This is a genomic window from Halomonas sp. LBP4 (genome assembly GCF_003202205.1).
In the GTDB taxonomy this organism is placed as follows: Bacteria; Pseudomonadota; Gammaproteobacteria; order Pseudomonadales; family Halomonadaceae; genus Halomonas; species Halomonas flagellata.
Genome location: NZ_PDOG01000004.1, coordinates 320,035 through 339,516 on the forward strand (window position 1 = coordinate 320,035; position 19,482 = coordinate 339,516).

17 protein-coding genes are annotated in these 19,482 nt (G+C 63.7%); 2 read left to right on the top strand and 15 right to left on the bottom strand.

Annotation, left to right across the window (positions count from 1 at the left end; all coding sequences use genetic code 11):
* Positions 1–38 precede the first annotated feature (38 nt).
* Positions 39–992, top strand: a complete 954-nt coding sequence (locus tag CR157_RS14895) for an NAD-dependent epimerase/dehydratase family protein (protein WP_110284313.1) — start codon at positions 39–41, stop codon at positions 990–992.
* 108 nt (positions 993–1,100) lie between these two features.
* Here CR157_RS14895 and CR157_RS14900 read toward each other — a convergent pair whose 3' ends face one another.
* The 11 genes from CR157_RS14900 to glyA all read right to left on the bottom strand — a co-directional run bounded on the left by CR157_RS14900 (position 1,101) and on the right by glyA (position 14,151).
* On the bottom strand, positions 1,101–1,871 hold the full coding sequence (locus tag CR157_RS14900) for a copper resistance protein B (protein ID WP_110284314.1): 771 nt from the start codon (positions 1,869–1,871) through the stop codon (positions 1,101–1,103).
* Between the two features lie 9 nt (positions 1,872–1,880).
* Positions 1,881–3,695, bottom strand: coding sequence for a copper resistance system multicopper oxidase (locus CR157_RS14905; protein WP_110284315.1), 1,815 nt, complete (start codon positions 3,693–3,695; stop codon positions 1,881–1,883).
* Positions 3,696–3,769: 74 nt separating this feature from the next.
* Positions 3,770–5,098 carry an ATP-binding protein gene (locus CR157_RS14910; RefSeq protein ID WP_258364186.1) on the bottom strand — a complete coding sequence of 443 codons (1,329 nt, stop codon included), beginning with the start codon at positions 5,096–5,098 and terminating at the stop codon, positions 3,770–3,772.
* Positions 5,085–5,750 carry a response regulator transcription factor gene (locus tag CR157_RS14915; RefSeq protein ID WP_110284317.1) on the bottom strand — a complete coding sequence of 222 codons (666 nt, stop codon included), beginning with the start codon at positions 5,748–5,750 and terminating at the stop codon, positions 5,085–5,087. The genes CR157_RS14910 and CR157_RS14915 overlap by 14 nt, the downstream gene beginning before the upstream one ends.
* A 3-nt stretch (positions 5,751–5,753) precedes the next feature.
* Positions 5,754–6,248: a cupredoxin domain-containing protein gene (locus CR157_RS14920; RefSeq protein ID WP_110284318.1), complete on the bottom strand. Its 495-nt coding sequence runs from the start codon at positions 6,246–6,248 to the stop codon at positions 5,754–5,756.
* A gap of 310 nt (positions 6,249–6,558) precedes the next feature.
* Complete coding sequence (purU, locus tag CR157_RS14925; protein WP_219999956.1) at positions 6,559–7,422, bottom strand: formyltetrahydrofolate deformylase; 864 nt, start codon at positions 7,420–7,422, stop codon at positions 6,559–6,561.
* A 47-nt stretch (positions 7,423–7,469) separates the two neighbouring features.
* Positions 7,470–8,120, bottom strand: a complete 651-nt coding sequence (locus CR157_RS14930; protein WP_110284320.1) for a sarcosine oxidase subunit gamma — start codon at positions 8,118–8,120, stop codon at positions 7,470–7,472.
* Entirely contained in the window at positions 8,113–11,163 is a 3,051-nt protein-coding gene (locus CR157_RS14935; protein WP_110284321.1) for a sarcosine oxidase subunit alpha, read from the bottom strand. Before CR157_RS14935 ends, CR157_RS14930 begins: the two co-directional genes overlap by 8 nt.
* The gene (locus CR157_RS14940; RefSeq protein ID WP_110284322.1) at positions 11,160–11,519 is read right to left on the bottom strand and encodes a sarcosine oxidase subunit delta; all 360 of its coding nucleotides are present in this window, start codon (positions 11,517–11,519) and stop codon (positions 11,160–11,162) included. Before CR157_RS14940 ends, CR157_RS14935 begins: the two co-directional genes overlap by 4 nt.
* Before the next feature lie 22 nt (positions 11,520–11,541).
* A complete protein-coding gene (locus tag CR157_RS14945) occupies positions 11,542–12,792 on the bottom strand; it encodes a sarcosine oxidase subunit beta family protein (protein ID WP_110284323.1) in 1,251 nt (416 codons plus the stop codon).
* 39 nt (positions 12,793–12,831) lie between these two features.
* Positions 12,832–14,151 carry a serine hydroxymethyltransferase gene (gene glyA, locus CR157_RS14950; protein WP_110284324.1) on the bottom strand — a complete coding sequence of 440 codons (1,320 nt, stop codon included), beginning with the start codon at positions 14,149–14,151 and terminating at the stop codon, positions 12,832–12,834.
* A gap of 318 nt (positions 14,152–14,469) precedes the next feature.
* Between glyA and CR157_RS14955 the strand changes: the two genes are divergently transcribed.
* Complete coding sequence (locus tag CR157_RS14955) at positions 14,470–15,333, top strand: LysR family transcriptional regulator (RefSeq protein ID WP_181422076.1); 864 nt, start codon at positions 14,470–14,472, stop codon at positions 15,331–15,333.
* 50 nt (positions 15,334–15,383) lie between these two features.
* On the opposite strand, the gene CR157_RS14960 is transcribed toward CR157_RS14955, so the two are convergent.
* From CR157_RS14960 to CR157_RS14975, 4 genes are all read right to left on the bottom strand, one after another.
* The gene (locus CR157_RS14960) at positions 15,384–16,142 is read right to left on the bottom strand and encodes a creatininase (RefSeq protein ID WP_110284326.1); all 759 of its coding nucleotides are present in this window, start codon (positions 16,140–16,142) and stop codon (positions 15,384–15,386) included.
* Positions 16,142–17,689 (bottom strand): BCCT family transporter, encoded by a 1,548-nt coding sequence (locus CR157_RS14965; RefSeq protein WP_258364187.1) that lies wholly within the window; start codon positions 17,687–17,689, stop codon positions 16,142–16,144. The genes CR157_RS14960 and CR157_RS14965 overlap by 1 nt, the downstream gene beginning before the upstream one ends.
* A gap of 109 nt (positions 17,690–17,798) precedes the next feature.
* Positions 17,799–19,007: a M24 family metallopeptidase gene (locus CR157_RS14970; RefSeq protein ID WP_110284328.1), complete on the bottom strand. Its 1,209-nt coding sequence runs from the start codon at positions 19,005–19,007 to the stop codon at positions 17,799–17,801.
* Positions 19,008–19,029: 22 nt separating this feature from the next.
* A complete protein-coding gene (locus tag CR157_RS14975; RefSeq protein ID WP_110284329.1) occupies positions 19,030–19,341 on the bottom strand; it encodes a hypothetical protein in 312 nt (103 codons plus the stop codon).
* Between the last annotated feature and the right edge of the window lie 141 nt (positions 19,342–19,482).

Sequence of the window (19,482 nt, forward strand, 5' to 3'; positions counted from 1 at the left end):
GGCAACGCCTGTCCGCGACAATCAAGGAGATTCACATCATGTCCGTTCTGATCACGGGGGGGCTCGGCCACGTCGGCTCCTGGGTGGCCTACCAACTGGCCAAGCAAGGCAAGCAGGTCATCATCGCCGACATGGCCGCCGGCCACTTCGATCGGCTGGGGCTCGACTACCTGGAGGAGGTGCGCGACCAGCTGGTGCTGGAAAGCGTCGACGTGCTCGACTACCACAGCATGTTCGAGCTGATGCTGCGCCATCGCGACGACCTCGAAGGGGTGATCCACGGCGTCTCGGTCATCGCCGGGCCGCACTTCCAGCAGCGTCCCTTCAAGCACATCTCGATCAATGCCACCGGCACCCTGAACGTGCTCGAGATCTGTCGCATCCTGGGCATCGACAAGGTCGTCAACATGAGCTCCGGCGCCGTCTACGGCGATGCTCCCGGGCCGCAGAGCGAAGCGACCCCCTACAAGGCCACCGATCTCTACGGCGCCACCAAGATCGCCGGCGAGCTCTACGGGCTGCAATACAGCGACACCTACGGCATGGACGTGCGCAACGCGCGGCTGTTCTTCGTCTACGGCCCGGGCAAGCGCCCCTCGCACATGCACCTGGTCTACCAGGCGATGTTCGGCCCGCTGGAAGGGCTCGACGACATCCAGGCGCCCAACGGCTCCGAGCAGGCCCTGGACTGGACCCATGTCCACGACACGGCGGCCGGGATCGTCAAGTTGTTCGAGAAGGAGAGCGTCACCCACCGCAACTTCAACATCTCCAGCGGTGTCACCGTCGATCACCTGCAGATCGTCGAACATGTGGCGGATATCATCGGCAAGCGGTCCAACGTCCAGCTCGGCCCCGGCCCCTTCGTGGTCAGGGGAGCGCCGCTGGATATCTCGCTGGCCCAACGAGAGCTCGGTTTCACACCTCAGTACACGGATATACGTACAGGTATTCAAGACTACTGGCAGTGGTTGAAGGCCAACACTCCTTGAGAGGTGGTACTGACATCGGGAAAAGTGCTAGTCCGTGTATCGATTTTTTAAGCTCAAAGCAGCAAGGTGCTTGAATAGCCCCCAGATCAGAACCGGAAGACACCACCGCTACAACATCAGCCTGACACCGGCCACGACCCCGGTGTCTTCCGTGGGGTCGCCCTGGACCCGGGCCAGGTCGGCGGTATCGCCGTAGCGTTTTTCCCAGTAAGCGCCGAGGTAAGGGGCAAACTTGCGGCTGATCTCGTAGCGCAACCGCAGGCCGGCCCGTACCGAGTTGAGCCCCTCTCCCACACCGAACTCCTCGACCTCGCTGCCCGCCACGACGATCTCGGTGCGTGGCTGCAGGAAGAGCCGCTGCGTCAGGCGTACGTCATGCTCGGCCTCGAGGGCCGCCGAAACATCGCCTTCGTCGCTGACCCTCAGGGCAAGATCGGTTTCGATACGGTAGGGGGCCAAGCCCTGCAGGCCGATCACACCGAAATAGCGCTCGGGGTGATCGTCCGAGGCAATGCCGCCTTGATAGCCGATGCCGCCCTGGAGCTCCCAGAAGTCGTCGATCAGGCGGCTGTAGAGCAGGTCGAGGGATTCGAACTCGGCATCCTCGCCATCGCCCTGCACGTTCTCGCCCTCGCCCTTGAGGTAGACGCGATGGACATCGCCGCCATACCAGGCATTGAAGTCCCAGACCCAGGCCTCGTCTCCCTTGTCGGGGACGACATACTCGAGGCGCTCGACGAGCACCGCGCCCGTGAGGTGCTCCTCCATCGGCGATGGCCAGTCGGCCGGGGCATCATAGCCATCCTCGGCGTGAACCCCGGTCATCGTCAGCATGGCAAGGGCGGCGCAGCTAACGGGCAATGCAGTCCTGGTTTTCATGCAGGCTCCTTATGAGACCTTGACGACCCGGAACATGCCGGCATCCATGTGGTAGAGAAGATGACAGTGGAACGCCCAACTGCCTTCGGCATCGGCGGTGATCAGGGCGGACACCCGTTCCCCCGGCTTGACGTTCAGGGTGTGCTTGCGGGGAATCAGTTCACCGGCACCGTTTTCCAGTTCCATCCACATGCCGTGGAGATGGATGGGATGCTCCATCATGGTGTCGTTGACCAGGATCAGGCGCAGGCGCTCGTCCTTGTGGAAATGGATGGGGCCAGAGACCTCGCTGAATTTCTTGCCGTCGAAGGACCACATATAGCGTTCCATGTTGCCGGTCAGGTGGAGCTCCAGTTCACGCCCGGGCGGACGCCGGTCGGGCCACGGCGTGAAGGCCTTGAGGTCGCGATATACCAGCACGCGGCGTTCGTCAGGATCGATGCCGATACCGGCCTGGTCGTATTGGGAGCCGGGCTGGGCGGCGCCGGCGGGGAGCATGGCGCCCTCCCCCTCTCCCGACGACGAGGCCTCATCCATGCCCGCCATATTGGAGTGGTCCATGCCCGCCATGGCGGAATGCTCCATGTCGCCCATGGTGGAGTCGTCCATGCCCCGCATATCGGAGTGATCCATGCCCGCCATGGCGGAATGCTCCATGTCGCCCATGCTTGAGTGATCCATGCCACCATGCGCGCCCATCGCTTCCATGCCGCGGTCGGCAATCCTTCTAGGCTCCGGGATGGCCGCCGTCATGCCCTCGCGTGGTGCCAGGGTGCCGCGGGCGTAGCCGCTGCGGTCCATGGCCTCGGCGAACAGGGTATAGGCGGTATCGGCTTCGGGCGCGACGAGCACGTCGTAGGTCTCGGCGACCCCGATACGAAACTCGTCGACGGGTACCGGCTGGCCATCGGCGGCCACCACGGTCATCTTCAGCCCGGGGATGCGCACATCGAAGTAGGACATCGCCGAGCCATTGATCACGCGGAGGCGAACCCGCTCGCCGGGGTTGAACAGCGCCGTCCAGTTCTCTCCCGGGGCATGCCCGTTGAGCAGGTAGGTATAGGTGCTGCCGGTGACATCGGCGATATCCCGCGAGCTCATGCGCATCCGGGCCCACATGGCGCGCCTCCTGGCCGTGTCGGCGAAGCCGTCTGCGCGTACATCGGCCAGGAAGTCGGCGATGGTGCGCTCCTGGAAGTTGTAGTACCCCTCGCCGATCTTCAAGTGACGGAACACCCGGGCCGGATCCTCGAAGGTCCAGTCGGTGAGCAGTAGCACATGCTCGCGGTCGTAGCGGAAGGGCTCCCGCTCGGCCGCATCGATGATCAGCGGCCCGGCATGGCCGAGCTGCTCCTGCAAGCCCGAGTGGCTGTGATACCAGTAGGTGCCGTTCTGGCGGACCGGAAAACGGTAGGTGAAGGTCTCGCCCGGTTCGATGCCGGCGAAGCTGATCCCCGGCACGCCGTCCATCGCCGCGGGCAGGATCAGGCCGTGCCAGTGGATGGACGTCGGCTCCTCGAGCAGGTTGGTAACCTTGAGGACGGCATCCTGGCCCTCCTTGAGCCGGATCAGGGGGCCGGGGCTGGTGCCATTGATGCTGATCGGGCGGGCGGCCCGGCCGTCGATGGGCAATGACTCCCGGCGGATGGCCAGGGCGACTTCGGGGCCCTCCTCGACGCCCTTGGGATAGGCCGTGCTCTGCCCCCAGGGGTTGGCCCAGGTCGGCTGCAGGCCCAAAGCCGCCGTACTCAGCCCCAGGGCGGCACCGCCCTGGAGGATCTGGCGGCGCGAGAGAGGGAAAGCAGCAGCTTTCGAGCTTGCCATGCGTGTCTCCTGTCAGGGGATGAAACAGGAGTCGATAGTGACCCACCAAGCTGAAACAAGGCTGAATGGCGCGGTCAGGGACACGGCTCGCCATGGGCAATGGTGAGCACCACCCGCAGGCCTCCTCGCGCACCGATGTCGAACCGCAGCTGGCCACCGTACTGCTCGACCAGCTGCCGAAGGATGGAGAGCCCCAGGCCGTGGCCGGGGCGACTCTCGTCGAGACGCCTCCCCCGCTGGCCCAGCAGTGGAATGTCACCCGGCGTCACACCGGGGCCATCGTCCTCGACGGTGATCCTCAGCGATGACGCCAGTTCCAGGCGACAGACCACCGCGCGCTCGGCCCACTTCCCGGCATTGTCGAGCACGATGCCCAGCATCTCCGAGAAGTCCCGGGATTCGATCGGCGCGCAGGCTTCACCGTCGGGAAGGACCTCGAGGCGAAAGTCCTTGTCCGGATAGAGGACGCCGAACATCTCGATCAGGCGCTCGCCATCCCGTCGCAGATGCGTGACCTGGCCGGCATGGGGCCCGGCGATCTGTGATCGGCGCAACTCGGCGGCGAGCTGGGCATGAATGTCCTCCAGGCGCTGCAGCATCCTGTGGCGGCGCTCGTCATCGATGGGACGGGAGCCCCGCAGCACCTGGGTGACGGCCGCCAGGGGCGTCTTCAGCGCATGCGACAGGTTGGCGACGGATTCGCGGGAGCGCTCGAGGCGCCTGTCGATCTCGTCCATGAAGCGGTTGAGCTGCGCCACCAGGTCATCGAGTTCGGAGGGCGTCTCGAGGTCAAGCCGATGCCGACTGCCCGACTGCAGCTCGTGGAGCTGACGCTGCAGCCGGGACAGCGGACGCAAGCCTCGGTTGACCGCCATCAGGTTGAGGGCGAACAGCAACACCAGCAGCAGGCCGGCAATGCCCCCGACCCACCAGTGCAGCGTCGCCAGCCCCGCCTTCACTTGGGCGAAATCCTCACCGATCAGCAACACCCCCCGACCACCCTCCAGCGTGAAGGCGCGGCGATGGATCAGTAGCTGGCGGTCCTGCCACACGACATCGACGAGGGCATCGTCCTCCCCCTCCAGGTGGGGCTCGAGTGGCGCCAACCAGCGCGGATGGGACGTGGTGACCTCGCCATTCAGCTGCAGCACATAGAGGTGATGGAACACTTGGTAACCCTGGCTCGCCGAATCAAGCAGGGAAGGTGCCGAGGAGCGGTCCTGGCGAAGCTGCTGCAGGGTATGGCTGGCCTCCTGACGCAGACGCTCGCCGAGAAAGTCCCGTGCCAGATCCTGCAACAGGAAGCCGTGCAGCAGCCAGGTCGTCCCGACGACGACCAGGGCGACACCACACAACCAGGTGAACAGGTGGAAGCGCAGGCTGCGCCGATCAATGCGAAACAAAGATGTACCCCTGGCCACGCCGGGTCTGGATGACATCCTTGCCGAGCCGACGTCGCAAGCGGCCGATATAGACCTCGACCAGGTTCGGGGCGGCGGCATCCTGCTCCAGCGCATAAAGCTGGTCGAGGAGTTGCGACTTGGAGTGCAGCCGGTCGGGGTGATGCATCAGATACCGCAGCAGCCGGAACTCGGTGGCCGTGAGGGCCTGCCAGGTCGCCCCATCGGTACTGACACGCTGCGTGTCCTCATCGAGCCGGATGCCGTGGAGGGTCAGGCCATGGACCCCGCCGCCGGAGCGGCGCCGCAGCAGCGCGTGCAGCCTGGCCAGCAACTCGGCTTCGTGGAACGGCTTGGTCAGATAGTCATCCGCGCCACGCCGCAGCCCGACGACCTTGTCCTCCCAGGTATCCCGGGCCGTGAGGACGAGAACGGGCAAGTCATGCCCCTGATGCCGCCATCGCTCCAGCAGGTCGAGCCCCGAACCATCGGGCAGGCCGAGGTCGAGGATCGCCAGCGCGTAGTCTTCGGTCGCCATCAAGGACTCGGCCTCACGGATGCTCGTGGCCGAGTCGATGCGATAGCCGTTGTCTTCAAGGGTCTCTGCCAGGCTCTCGGCCAGCAGGTCATCGTCTTCGAGAAGCAACAGCTTCATGCGTCAGCCCTGGATATCGATCATTCCCGACATGCCCGACTCGTAGTGGCCGGGAAGGTTGCAGGCGAACTCCAGGCTATCGACCTCCGCGGGCGCGGTCCATACCAGGGTGGTGGTTTCACCCGGCGCGATGGTCACCGAAGGCATCTGGCCACCGTGCTCGCCTTCGGCCATGTCGTGGCCATGATGGTCGCCGTGCCCACCATGCCCGGCCGCCCCCATCTCCTGCATCATCTTGCGGTGCGCTTCCTGGGCCTGGGCATCGCCGATCACGAACTCGTGCTCGAGATTGCCGGTGTTGGCGATCTCGAACTTCACCGTCTCGCCCGGCTCGATATCCAGCTTGCCGGGGGTGAACCACATGTCGCCGGCCTCGAAGCTGATGGTCCGATCTACCCGGGCATCGCCTTGCTCAGCGTGCTGGCCAGCGTGTTCGCCTGCTGCCATGGCGGCGGTCGAGAACATTCCAAAGGCCATTACCAACAATCTCTTACGCATGTCACTACCTCTTGATTCGATCAGGGGAGTCCCCGTTGTAACCGATGATCCTGAAAAGGAGCTGAATGACTGCCACTGCATCGCGTTGGCGAGCATCGTGGGCAATGAAGAATAGCCAAGCAAGGCTGTTCCCATCACGATATCAGCGCCTGACCTTCCGATGATAGGAAGGCTTATGGTGCAGGGAGTGCTTCTCACAGCGGAGTGCGGCGCATGTCGACCAACGATGCAGCAAGGCCAAGGCCGGCGGCTCGGGCCTGGCGCCGGTGAAGTCGCTTGTGGAAACGGCACTGGCTGCGTCGACATCGTGCTAGCGATCAAACACGACCGTGCGCCCGGCATGCAGGAAGACCCGCCGCTCCACGTGCAGGGCGACGGCCCGGGCCAGCGTGAGACACTCGATATCGCGCCCCTTGGCCACCAGGTCCTCCGGGTAGTCGGCATGGCCGACAGGCTCCACCCCCTGGGTGATGATCGGCCCCTCGTCCAGGTCGTCGTTGATGTAGTGGGCCGTCGCCCCGACCAGCTTGACCCCCTTCTCGTAGGCCTGGTGGTAGGGGCGTGCCCCCTTGAAGCCGGGCAGCAGCGAGTGGTGGATATTGATCGCCCGACCGGCGAGCTTCTCGCACATGTCGCTGGAGAGGACTTGCATGTAGCGGGCCAGGATCACCAGCTCGGCGCCGGACGTCTCGACCACCTCCCAGACACGGGCTTCCTGCTCGGACTTGGTCTCGGGGGTGATCGGGAAGTGGTGGTAGGGGATGTCATGCCACTCCGCCAAGGGCGCCAGGTCGGGGTGGTTGGAAACGATGGCGCGGATCTCGATGGGCAACTGGCCGATGCGATAGCGGTAGAGCAGGTCGTTGAGGCAATGATCGGCCCTGGAGACCAGGATCACCACCGGTATGCGCCGTCCTGGCGGGGTCAGCTCGAAGCTCATTGCGAACTCGGCGGCCCGCTCGGCGAAGCCGGCCTGGAAGGGGGTGGCATCGAACCCCGCCTCCTCGGGCCGGAATTCGGTGCGGATGAAGAAGCCCCCGCTCAGCCGGTCATCGAAGGAGTGCTGCTCGGTGATGTAGCAACGCTGCTCCTTGAGGAAGCGCGTCACCACGTCCACCGTACCCAGTCGGCTCGGGCACTGGGCCGCCAGGATCCAGCAGTTGTTGTCTTGCATGATAGGTCTCTCCCGGACGGGGCCGGCGACTGCCGGCCCCGTCGCTGTCAGGCCTCGACGCCGATGGCATACTCCGCGCCGGCATCCAGCAGCCAGCGATAGAGGTAGTCGGCGAAGCTGCGGCGCACCACCAGTTCCCAGCGCTGCTCATCCGGGCGGCGCAGGATCAGGTTGCTCTTGGCGAATACCGTGGTGACCCCCTTGCCCACCGGGAAGGCGTCGGGATGGACATCGTAGGGCGTCGACTTCATCAGCAGCTCGCGGGCCTTCTCGCCCTCGAGCTCGAGCAGGGTCTGGCCGCCGCTGACGTTGACGATGGCGTAGTGGGCGTCGCCCAGCGCCTCGCGCAGCTTGGCCTCCAGGGCGAACTCCTCGCCGCCGGGCACGATCAGCAGCCACTCGTCGGGCGAGAGCCACTGGATCGAGCGCTCGCCGCTCTCGTCCCGGGTCAGGCCGTTGGGACGCGCCGGCAGGCCGACACCGAGCACCTGGCGCACCGCCTCGTCGAGCACGATGGCGCCGCCGCGCAGGATCATATGACCCAGCATGGCCCGCTCGCGCAGCACCACGCAGCTCTTGGCGCTGACGCCGGGGCGGCCGCTATGGTGGTAGGACCAGGCCAGCGGGGACTCTGCCGGCACCGTGGCTTCGGGGTGCGTCTCGAAGGTCCTGACGTTCTGGGCAACCGAATTAGACATGCTGGCGCTCCCCCTTGGGATCATAAAAGACATTGCTGACGATCTCAGCCTCATGCACCTGGCCATCGACCATGGGCAGGTAGACCGTTTCCCCCATCCGGTTATGCCCGCCCTTGACCACCGCCAGGGCGATACCGTGACCGAGGATGGCGCTGTAGTAGCTGGAGGTCACATGGCCCACCATGGGCATGGGGATGGCATGGTCCGGGTCGAGGACGATCTGCGCGCCCTCCTCCAGTACCACCGCCGGATCCCGGGGCTTGAGGCCCACCAGCTGCTTGCGGTCGACCCGACGCGTATCGGGGCGGGAGAGGGCGCGCTTGCCGATCCAGGGAAACGGCTTGTCGTAGCCGATCGCCCAGTGCATGCCCAGGTCCTCCGGGGTCACCGAGCCGTCGGTGTCCTGGCCGGCGATGATCAGGCCCTTCTCGGCCCGCAGCACGTGCATCGTCTCGGTGCCGTAGGGCGTCAGGTCATACTTCTCGCCGTGCGCGAACAGCGTCTTCCAGACATGCATGGCGTAGTTGGCCTGGACGTTGATCTCGTAGGCGAGCTCGCCGGTGAAGGAGATGCGGAACACTCGGGCCGGCACCTCGGCCACCTTGCCCTCGCGCCAGTCCATGAACTTGAACTGCTCCTTGTCGAGATCGATATCGGTGATCTCGGCGAGCAGCTTGCGCGCCTCGGGCCCGGTGACGGTGATCGTCGCCCAGTGGTCGGTCACCGAGGTGAAGGTCACGTCGAGCTCCGGCCACTCGGTCTGGTGCCACAGCTCCAGCCACTCCATGACCCCGGCGGCCCCGCCGGTGGTGGTGGTCATCAGGAAGTGGTTCTCCCCCAGGCAGCTGGTGGTCCCGTCGTCCATCAACATGCCGTCGTCCTTGCACATCAGCCCGTAGCGCACCCGGCCGGGGGCCAGCTTGGCCCACTTGTTGGTGTAGACCCGCCCCAGGAACTCCCGGGCGTCCGGTCCCTGGATGTCGATCTTGCCCAGGGTCGACGCATCCAGCACCCCCACCCCCTGGCGGACGGCCAGACACTCCCGCGCCACCGCCTCGTCCAGCGTCTCGAGCTTGCCGTTGACATTCTTCGGGAAGTACCAGGGGCGCTTCCACTGGCCCACGTCCTCGAACTCGGCGCCGTGCTCCACGTGCCACTGGTGCATCGCGGTGTAGCGCTCCGGGTCGAACAGCTCGCGGCAGTGACGCCCGGCGATGGCGCCGAAGGTGACCGGGGTGTAGTTGGGGCGGAACACCGTGGTCCCCACCTCGGGAATCGTGCGATTCAGGCAGCGCGCGGCGATGGCCATGCCGTTGATGTTGCCGAGCTTGCCCTGGTCGGTGCCGAAGCCCATGGCGGTGTAGCGCTTGACATGCTCGATGGACTCGAAGCCCTCGCGGGTGGCCAGCTCAATGGCCGCCGCCGTGACGTCGTTCTGCAGGTCGACGAACTGCTTGGGCCCGCGCAGGGTCGGCTTCTCGTGGGGCACCTGGTAGAGCGCGCAGGTGGCTCCTTCACGACGCGCATCGACCTGGGGCAGCTCGAGGGTCCCGGCGGAGAGGTCCAGCGCGGCGAGCGCCCGGGCGGCCGCGGCGCTGCCGTCGGCCAGCCCCTCGGCCAGGTCATGGATACCGCGGGCGCTGCCGGCGGCATGCACGCCCTTCACCAGACTGGGCACGAAGCCGAGGATCTCGTCGTTCCAGATCGGCCGGGCACCGGTGTGCGAGGCCAGGTGGATCACCGGGCTGTAGCCACCGGAGCTGGCGATGGTGTCGCACGCCAGGGTCTCGGCCTGGCCGGTGACCTTGAAGGCCTCGGCGTCGATGGTCGCCACACGGGCGCCGCTCACGCGCTTGTCCCCCTTGGCCTCGAGCACGGCACTGCCGGTGATGATCCGGATACCGCGGGCGCGGGCCTGCTCCACCCACTCGCCGTCCGGCGCCTGGCGGGCATCGACGATGGCCACCACCTCGCGGCCGGCCTCATCCCAGTCCAGGGCGGCGCGATAGGCGTGATCGTTGCTGGTCGAGAGCACCAGCCTGTTGCCCGGCACCACACCATAGCGGCGGATGTAGGTGGAGACGGCGCCGGCCAGCAGGTTGCCCGGCACGTCGTTGTTGCCATAGACCAGCGGCCGCTCATGGGCGCCGGTGGCCAGCAGCACCTGGCCGGCCCGCACGCGATGCATGCGCGAACGAGCGGGACGGACACCGTCGACCAGCGGCGCGGTCTCGCCGAGGTGCTCGGTGCGCCGCTCGTGCAGGGTGACGAAGTGGTGGTCGTGGTAGCCGTTGGCGGTGGTGCGGGCCAGCAGGGTGACGTTGTCGAGCGCGGCGAGCTCGTCGATCACGCGCTCGGCCCACTGGGCGGCAGGTTGGTGGTCGAGCAGCTCGCGGCTGTCGAGCAGCGAGCCGCCCATCTCCTCCTGCTCGTCGCAGAGGATCACCCGGGCGCCGCCACGCGCCGCGGTCTGGGCCGCTGACAGGCCGGCGGGGCCGGCGCCGATCACCAGCAGGTCACAGTGCTGGTGGAGATGGTCGTAGCTGTCCGGGTCGTTCTCCATGGGGCTGCGGCCCAGGCCCGCCCCCTTGCGGATATACTTCTCGTATGTCATCCACATCGAGGCCGGGGCCATGAAGGTCTTGTAGTAGAAGCCCGGCGGCATGAAGCGCCCGCCCAGCTTGCCGACCAGGCTCATGACATCCCGCTGCACGTTGGGCCAGCCGTTGGTGCTTTGCGCGGTGAGGCCGTCGAACAGCACCTGCTGGGTGGCGCGCACGTTGGGCACCTGGGCCGCTTCGGTGCTGCCCAGCTGGACCAGGGCATTGGGCTCCTCGGCGCCGGCGGCGACGATGCCCCGCGGGCGCGAGTACTTGAAGCTGCGGTTGACGATGTCCACCCCGTTGGCGAGCAGCGCCGAGGCCAGGGTGTCGCCGGCATGGCCTTGGTAGCGCGTGCCGTTGAAGGTGAAACTCAGCGTGCGAGCGCGATCGACGCGTCCACCTTCGCGAAGACGATTCGGCTGTTTCAACGACTGGCTCATACGTTGACTCCTTCCTGACGCGACACCGCTTCCGCCTCGGCGGCCACCTTCTCGGCTGGCTTGCCGTCGGGGTGCTCGGCGGTGAAGTGGGGCTGCTCGCCCATCTTGTAGGTCTCGAGGATCGCGTAGCTCACGGTGTTACGCGTGATGTTGAAGAACTTGCGGCAACCCACCGCATGCACCCACAGCTCGTGATGGATGCCACGCGGGTTGTCGCGGAAGAACAGGTAGTCACCCCACTCCTGGTCACTACAGGACTCGGGGTCCGCCGGCCGGGCGATATGCGCCTGGCCCTTGGCATGGAACTCCTCTTCCTCGCGGTGCTCCTCGCAGTAGGGGCAATGAATATAGAACATGTCGGCTTTCCTCTGCGGTTGGTCAGTGCGCCACGCCGGCGGCACCATGCTCGTCGACCAGCGCCCCGGTGTGGAAACGGTCGATGGAGAACGGGGCCGCGAGCGGATGGGTCTGGCCCTTGGCCAGGGTCCAGGCGAAGACGTGACCCGAGCCGGGGGTGGCCTTGAAGCCGCCGGTACCCCAGCCGCAGTTGAAGAAGAGCCCCTTCACCGGCGTCTTCGACAGGATCGGGCAGGCGTCCGGGCAGGTGTCGACGATGCCGCCCCACTGGCGGTTCATGCGCACCCGCGAGAAGATCGGGAACATCTCGACGATGGCCTGCAGGGTGTGCTCCACGGTCGGGTAGCTGCCCCGCTGGCCGTAGCCGTTGTAGCCGTCGATGCCGGCGCCGATCACCAGGTCGCCCTTGTCGGTCTGGCTGATGTAGCCGTGCACATGGTTGGACATCACCACCGTATCCAGTACCGGCTTGAGCGGCTCGGAGACCAGCGCCTGCAGCGGGTGGGACTCCAGCGGCAGCCGGAAGCCGGCCATCTTGGCCAGCACCCCGGAGTTGCCGGCCGCCACGCAGCCCACGGTCTTGGCCTCGATGTCGCCGCGGTTGGTGTGAACCCCGTGGACGCGGCCGTCGCGGATCTTGAAGCCGGTGACCTCGGTGTTCTGTAGCAGGTCGACACCGAGCGCGTCGGCGGCCCGGGCATAGCCCCAGGCCACGGCGTCGTGGCGCGCCACGCCGGCGCGCGGCTGCCAGGAGGCCCCCAGCACCGGGTAGCGGGCATTCTTCGAGCAGTCCATGATCGGCACGATCTCCTGGATCCGCTCGGGGGTGATCACCTCGCTGTCGATGCCGTTGAGGCGGTTGGCGTTGACCCGCCGCTGGACGTCGCGCATGTCCTGCAGGGTATGGGCCAGGTTCATCACGCCGCGCTGGGAGAACATCACGTTGTAGTTGATATCCTGGGATAGCCCCTCCCACAGCTTCATGGCGTGCTCGTAGAGCGCGGCGGACTCGTCCCATAAGTAGTTGGAGCGCACGATGGTCGTGTTGCGGGCGGTGTTGCCGCCGCCCAGCCAGCCCTTCTCCACCACGGCGACGTTGGTGATGCCGTGCTCCTTGGCCAGGTAGTAGGCGGTGGCCAGGCCGTGGCCGCCGCCGCCGACGATGATCACGTCGTACTGCTTCTTGGGCGTGGGATTGCGCCACTGGCGTTCCCAGTTCTCATGGTGGCTGAGCGCGTGCTTGGCCAGCCCGAATCCTGAATAGCGTTGCATGAATTCTCTCCTGAAACCGCTCCTGACTCGTGAAGGCGATCAGACCGCTGACGCGGCGTCAGCCTGGGCGTGGGCCTGGCGACCCTCGGCGACAGATTCGCCGTAGACCGGATGGCGCTCGCAGAGCGCGGCGACCTTCTCGCGTACCTCGGCCTCCACGGCACCGGTGCTGTGGCGCTCGGCCAGCATGTCGAGGATGTCGCAGATCCAGCCCGCCAGCGCGGCGCACTCGGCCTCGTCGAAGCCACGGCTGGTCACCGCCGGGGTGCCGATGCGCAGGCCCGAGGTGACGAAAGGGCTCTCCGGGTCGTTGGGCACGGCGTTCTTGTTGACGGTGATATGGGCCCGGCCCAGGGCCGCGTCGGCATCCTTGCCGGTCACGCCCTGCTTGATCAGCGAGACCAGGAAGAGGTGGTCGTCGGTGCCGCCGGAGACGACGTCATAGCCGCGCTCGACGAACACCCCGGCCATGGCGCGGGCGTTGTCGATCACCCGCTGCTGGTAGCGCACGAAGTCCTGGCTCATGGCCTCCTTGAAGGCCACCGACTTGGCGGCGATGACGTGCATCAGCGGGCCGCCCTGCTGGCCCGGGAAGACCGCGCCGTTGAGCTTCTTGTACAGCGTCTCGTCGCCGTGGGCGGAGAGGATCAGGCCGCCACGCGGGCCGCGCAGGGTCTTGTGGGTGGTGGTGGTCACCACGTGGGCGTGGGGCAGCGGGCTCGGGTAGAGGCCGGCCGCCACGAGCCCTGCCACATGAGCCATGTCCACCAGCAGCCAGGCGCCCACGGCATCGGCGATGGCACGGAAACGCCGCCAGTCGACCACCCGCGCATAGGCCGAGAAGCCGGCGATGATCATCTTCGGCTTGTGGCTGCGCGCCAGGCGCTCGACCTCTTCATAGTCGATCTCGCCGGTCTCCGGGTTCAGGCCGTACTGCACGGCGTGATAGTGCTTGCCGGAGAAGTTCGGGGCGGCGCCGTGGGTCAGGTGGCCGCCGTGGGCCAGGCTCATCCCCAGCACGGTGTCGCCCGGGCTGACCAGGGCCATGAAGGCCGCGGCGTTGGCCTGGGCGCCGGAGTGGGGCTGGACGTTGGCGTAGTCGGCGCCGAACAGGTCGCAGGCGCGGTCAATGGCCAGCTGCTCGACCACGTCGACATGCTCACAGCCGCCGTAGTAGCGCTTGCCCGGATAGCCCTCTGCGTACTTGTTGGTCAGCTGGGTGCCCTGGGCCTCCATCACGGCGCGGCTGGCGTAGTTCTCGGAGGCGATCAGCTCGACGTGGGCCTCCTGGCGGGCCACCTCGTCGGCGATGGCCACGGCAACTTGGGAGTCGAAGTCGGAAAGGGGGGAATGGTTCATGGAAGTCTCCTTTGTTGTTGGATCTCGGCACAAGCCCTCTGTCAGCAATCTATTTTCGATGGCGCCTAAGGACCAATGAGAAGGGCAAATGCCGTGATAAGGCGGAGATAAAGGAGGCAGCCATAAGAGGCATCACCCCATAGCCCCACCCGCATGGCCCCGTGGGATATACTCAGGGATAGTGTTGCTGCTCATCCCGTTCGCGTGTTGCCGCAGCAACTGAGCGAAGTCGAGCATGGCGCTCATACTGGCCGGGGCAAGAATTGGCGCCCTTGCGCTGGCATCGATGGCCCAACCAGACATCACAATGGCAATAAAATGACCAACATACCCACCGATCTTCTGAGAACCTTTGTCACCATAAAGGACCTGGGAGGCTTCACCAGTGCGGGTGAGCTGCTTGGCCGCTCGCAACCGGCCATCAGCCTTCAGGTGAAGAAACTCGAGGAGATCCTCAACACCAAGATCTTCCTGAGGGGGTCGAGCCTCGAGCTGACCGAGGACGGGGAATATCTCTATGAGGCTGCGCGACAGATTCTGGAAATCAACGACCAGATCATTGCCAAGGTCAGAGGAGACAACATTTCTGGCAAGGTCAGGCTCGGCATCCCCAACGACTTCGAGCTGGCGTTCCTTCCCAAGGCACTGAGAAATCTCTCGCGTGTCTACCCGAACATCATCGTGGAAGTCGACTGCGAGATCAGCAAGGTGATACTCCAGCGCTATCAGAAGGGGCACTATGACATCGCCCTGGCCATGGAACGCGCAAAGAAAAGCGAGGATCGGGATTCACGTGATTATCGCCTGGAGGCCCTGGAGTGGGTCTACAAGGATAGTCGCCTCATCGACGGCTATGATGAGCCGATTCCCCTGGTCGCCTACCCTCAAGGATGTGTCTACCGCTCCCTTATGGAAGAGTCGCTAGCGGCACAACAGCATCCTTTCCGCTTCATGTATACGAGCACCAGTTTGCTGGGAATCTTCTCGGCCGTTGAGGAAGGGCTGGGGATTACAGCGATGGCCAGCTCGGTGATTCCAGACCACTTGAAGCATGCCGGCAGCACCGACAGCCTTCCGAGCCTGGAGAAGGTGTGCATCGGGTTGTACTATAAGGAGCGTGAGCTGAACGTGGCCTCTCGGCATGTACTCGATTTTCTGCGCTCGGGGATTGCCAACATATAAAGGCTTAAAGACATTGCCACCCATCATGGATGGCAATGCCCGTTACCGATTCAGCTGAATGTCTTGGCAATCTTCTCGATGCACTCGTCGAGAATCCATTCGCCTTTCTCGGCAGTTGCCTTTGACGGCGAGGAGAGAGTTCCCGATTCGGGAACCCAGGAGGGGTCCGGCGGGAAGACGTCATACGGAGGAAACTCCGCGGGTGGAATATCGACCGCTCTTGACATATCTACCAGCTCGGGGTGGATCTTAAGCATTATTGACGTCTCTAGAACGCCCCCATGCTCGACGGCCCAGCCCGAGAACCCCTCGGGAAAGACCTTTCCGACAGTGGCCTCACTGATGAAGTCCCAATAGGAGAGCAGGACCACCTTCAGTTCTATCCCTGCCAGCCTGGCATGCTTCACGGCACGGTCGGCCGCCTCGACCAGGAACATGGAGTTCTCGTAATGCCCATTGATCACGATGAACTCCCGGTTGCCATGCTCCATGAAGGCGAGGATCACGTCGTAGGCATACTCCTCCAGGGAACGACCGCTGACGCAGGTGGTACCGGGAAAGAAGTTGCCGCCCCCCGACTTGACCTGTGACTTGTAGCCATAGGCAATCGGCGGAGCGACTAACATATTGCCACTCCGCTCGGCCACCCGGCAGGCGATATGTTCCGGAATCAGCACATCGGGGTTCAGGGACATATGCGGCCCATGCTGTTCAATGGCGCCCACCGGCATCACTATCTTGCACCTACCATGCTTCACCCTGTCGCGATATGACACCCAGTCCATTTCCGCTATCTTGACACTATTCATCAGACTTTCCCCTCCGAAATGGACTTTAGCGTGTGTGGCTCGCGAAAGTAGCTATCATTCTGTACCGCCTTGAGAATCGAGTAGGCCATCAAGAGCATGATCACCGAGAAAGGCAGTGCCGAGAGGATGGCAGCGGTCTGCAAGGTCGACAACGCCCAGGCGCCTCCCACCAGCAGCAGTACAGCCGCGATGGCTCCCTCCATGACGCCCCAGAACACGCGGTGTCTGGAGAGCGGGTGCGGATCCCCCTCACTGAGGATGGTGGTAATGACCAGGGTTCCCGAGTCGGACGAGGTAATGAAGTAGGTGGCGACCAACACCGTACCGAAGAATCCGGCCAGCACCCCGACGACACCAACGTCCATGGCCGTGAAGGTAGCATAGAGCGCCAGGGAGACATCGTTGGCGACGGCGTCTGCAATGCCCCCACTGCCGAACAGTTCAGCGTAGATCGCCGTGCCGCCATAGGCCGATAGCCAGACGAAGGAGAGCAAGGACGATACCCCCACTACACCAAAGATGAACTCACGGATGGTTCTGCCCCTCGAGACCCTCGCCACGAAGACCCCAACGAAGGGAGCCCAGGACATCCACCACCCCCAGTAGAAGACGGTCCACCAGCCCTGCCAGGAATCCTGCCATGATTCGGCACCATTCGCTGCGGTCACATTGCTGCCAGTATAGAAGCTCAGGGGAATCACCGACCTGGCATAGTCACCCACTGAGTCCAGGAAGCCACCGATGATGTAACGTGTCGGGCCGAAGATGAAGAAGAAGGCGAGCAGCAGGAAGGTCAGCCACATATTGGCCTGAGAGAGATATTTGATTCCTCGTTTCAAGCCCGTGAGAACCGAGATGAGTGCCAGAATGGTGATCACACCGATCAACGCGACCTGCACCAGGCTATTGACAGGCACATCCCACAGATAATTAAGACCAGAATTGATTTGTTGGACACCCAGCCCCAGAGAGGTTGCAATACCAAAGAGGGTGGCAAAGACAGCAATGATATCAATGAGGTTACCAATCCACCCATTGACCCTCTCTCCCAGGATTGGATAGAGCGTGTAGCGGATGCTCAGTGGCTTACCATAGCGATAGGCCATCAAGGCCAGGCCAAGGGCGACGATGCAGTAGATGGCCCAGGCATTGAGTCCCCAGTGGAAGTAGGCAAGACGCATGGCAACATCTGCGGCTTCTCCGTCGCCTACCGCCGACGAGAAGGGTGTCCCGTGCGAGAGGTGCATGATGGGCTCAGCGATTGACCAGAAGATAATGCCAATGCCTTGGCCGGCCGCATACAGCATCGCGAACCATGTAAAGTAGCCAAACTCCGGCTTTTCATCCTCTTCTCCCAGCTTCAAACGACCATACTTGCTGAACGCCAGGGCCAGGAGGAAGATCAGGAAGCTCGCCGCCAGTCCGACATACCACCAATTGAAATAGAAGGTTACATAGGTTCTTCCTTTGTCGATCAGCCCCGTCGCGGCCTCGGGGAAGAGTATGGCAAGGGATATAAAAGCGACCATGACCAGTACTGATACCATGGTAACCAGTGGATTCACCCCCCTGAAGGGGCCTGAGTGAAGGACCATACCGAACACTCCTATAGTCATTGTTCTTGTACGCAAAAAGGGGGCCATGCCCCCTTGAATGCTACCTGATGATATTGTGGTTCGGGCCGTACGGGAACCCGGTGATGTTGTCGGCTCCGTGCTCGTTGACTACCAGGATATCATGTTCGCGGTAGCCCCCCGCGCCTGGCTGGCCTTCCGGCACCATGATCATCGGCTCCATGGAGACGACCATGTTGGGCTCGAGCACCGTTTCGATATCTTCACGCAACTCCAGACCCGCTTCGCGACCATAGTAGTGGCTGAGGGTACCGAAGGAGTGGCCATAGCCGAAGGTGCGGTACTTGAGCAGGTCGTGCTTGGCGAAGATCTCGTTGAGCTCATGGGCGATATCGCAGCAGCGCACGCCGGGCTTGATCAGCTCCTGGCCACGACGGTGGACCTCGCAGTTTGCCTCCCAGAGGCGCAGGTGCTCATCGGAGGCATGCTCGCAGAACAGGGTGCGCTCCAAGGCGGTGTAGTAGCCCGAGATCATCGGGAAGGTGTTCAGGCTGAGGATATCACCCGGCTGAACGCGACGGCTGGTCACCGGGTTGTGGGCACCGTCGGTATTGATGCCGGACTGGAACCACACCCAGGTATCCATCAGCTCGCTGTGCGGGTAGGTCCTGGCGATCTCGCGCACCATGGCCCCTTGGCCGGCCAGAGCCACTTCATATTCCGGCACACCCGCGGTGATGGCATCGCGCACGGCGACCCCGCCCACGTCGGCGATACGGGCCCCCTGGCGGATCAGCGCGATCTCCTCGGCGGACTTGATCATGCGCATCTTCATGGTCGGCACGCCGATATCGACCAGTTCCACCTCCCCCAGCGCCGCCAGCAGCTTCTGCTGATTCTGCAGCGTCAGGTGGTCGAACTCGACGCCGACGCGACGACGGCCCTCGCAGAGCTGCTTGACGGCCTTGAAGAAATTGTCCTTCTGCCAGTCGGTATAGACGATATTGTCGCCCAGGCGATTGCGCCGCCAGGGCTGGCCTCCGTCGATATTGGCGGTGACAGTGGTAAAGCGATCCTGGGTGACGACAAGACCATAGTCACGTCCAAACTTGCAATAAACGAAGTCGCTGAAGTAGTTGATGTTGTGATAGGAAGTCATCACTACAGCATCGATGTCATTCGACGCCATGTAGTCCCTGAGCCGGGAAAGGCGGCCTTTCATCTCTGCGTCCGAGAAGGTCGGAACCACCTTGTCCCCGTTGGGGATCTCAATCAGTGACGGCAGATTCATCTTGTTGTCTCCTTCGTCGTTATCAAGCGACTTTCATCGCGGGGTTTGAACCGATCTTTATCGTCATCCCGGCCGCGTCCTTGTCATACAGCTCACCAAACTGCATGATGGACAGCCGGTATCTCGCTTCGAGGATCTTCAACAACCTCATGATGTGGTTGAATTCATGATCCTCAGCGAAGAAATCAACGCCTAGCATACGAATTCCCAGACACTGCACTTCATAGGTATCCGAGACTCGCATGATGGTGCTGATGTCATGCTTTAGCGTTTTGGAGTCCTGCGACTCTTCTGCATGACGAGCGATCCGAAAGACTAGCCTCCAATGCTTCATTCTTTAACTCTCCTGCTGGTACCGATGAATATGGCCAGCAGGAGATGGCAATACCAATGACTAGTGCAAATCGGCCCATTGGCTACGGTAATGCCTTGGGTTTTCATTGGCTTGTGGGGCAGTTCGCCTCTCTTCCATGAC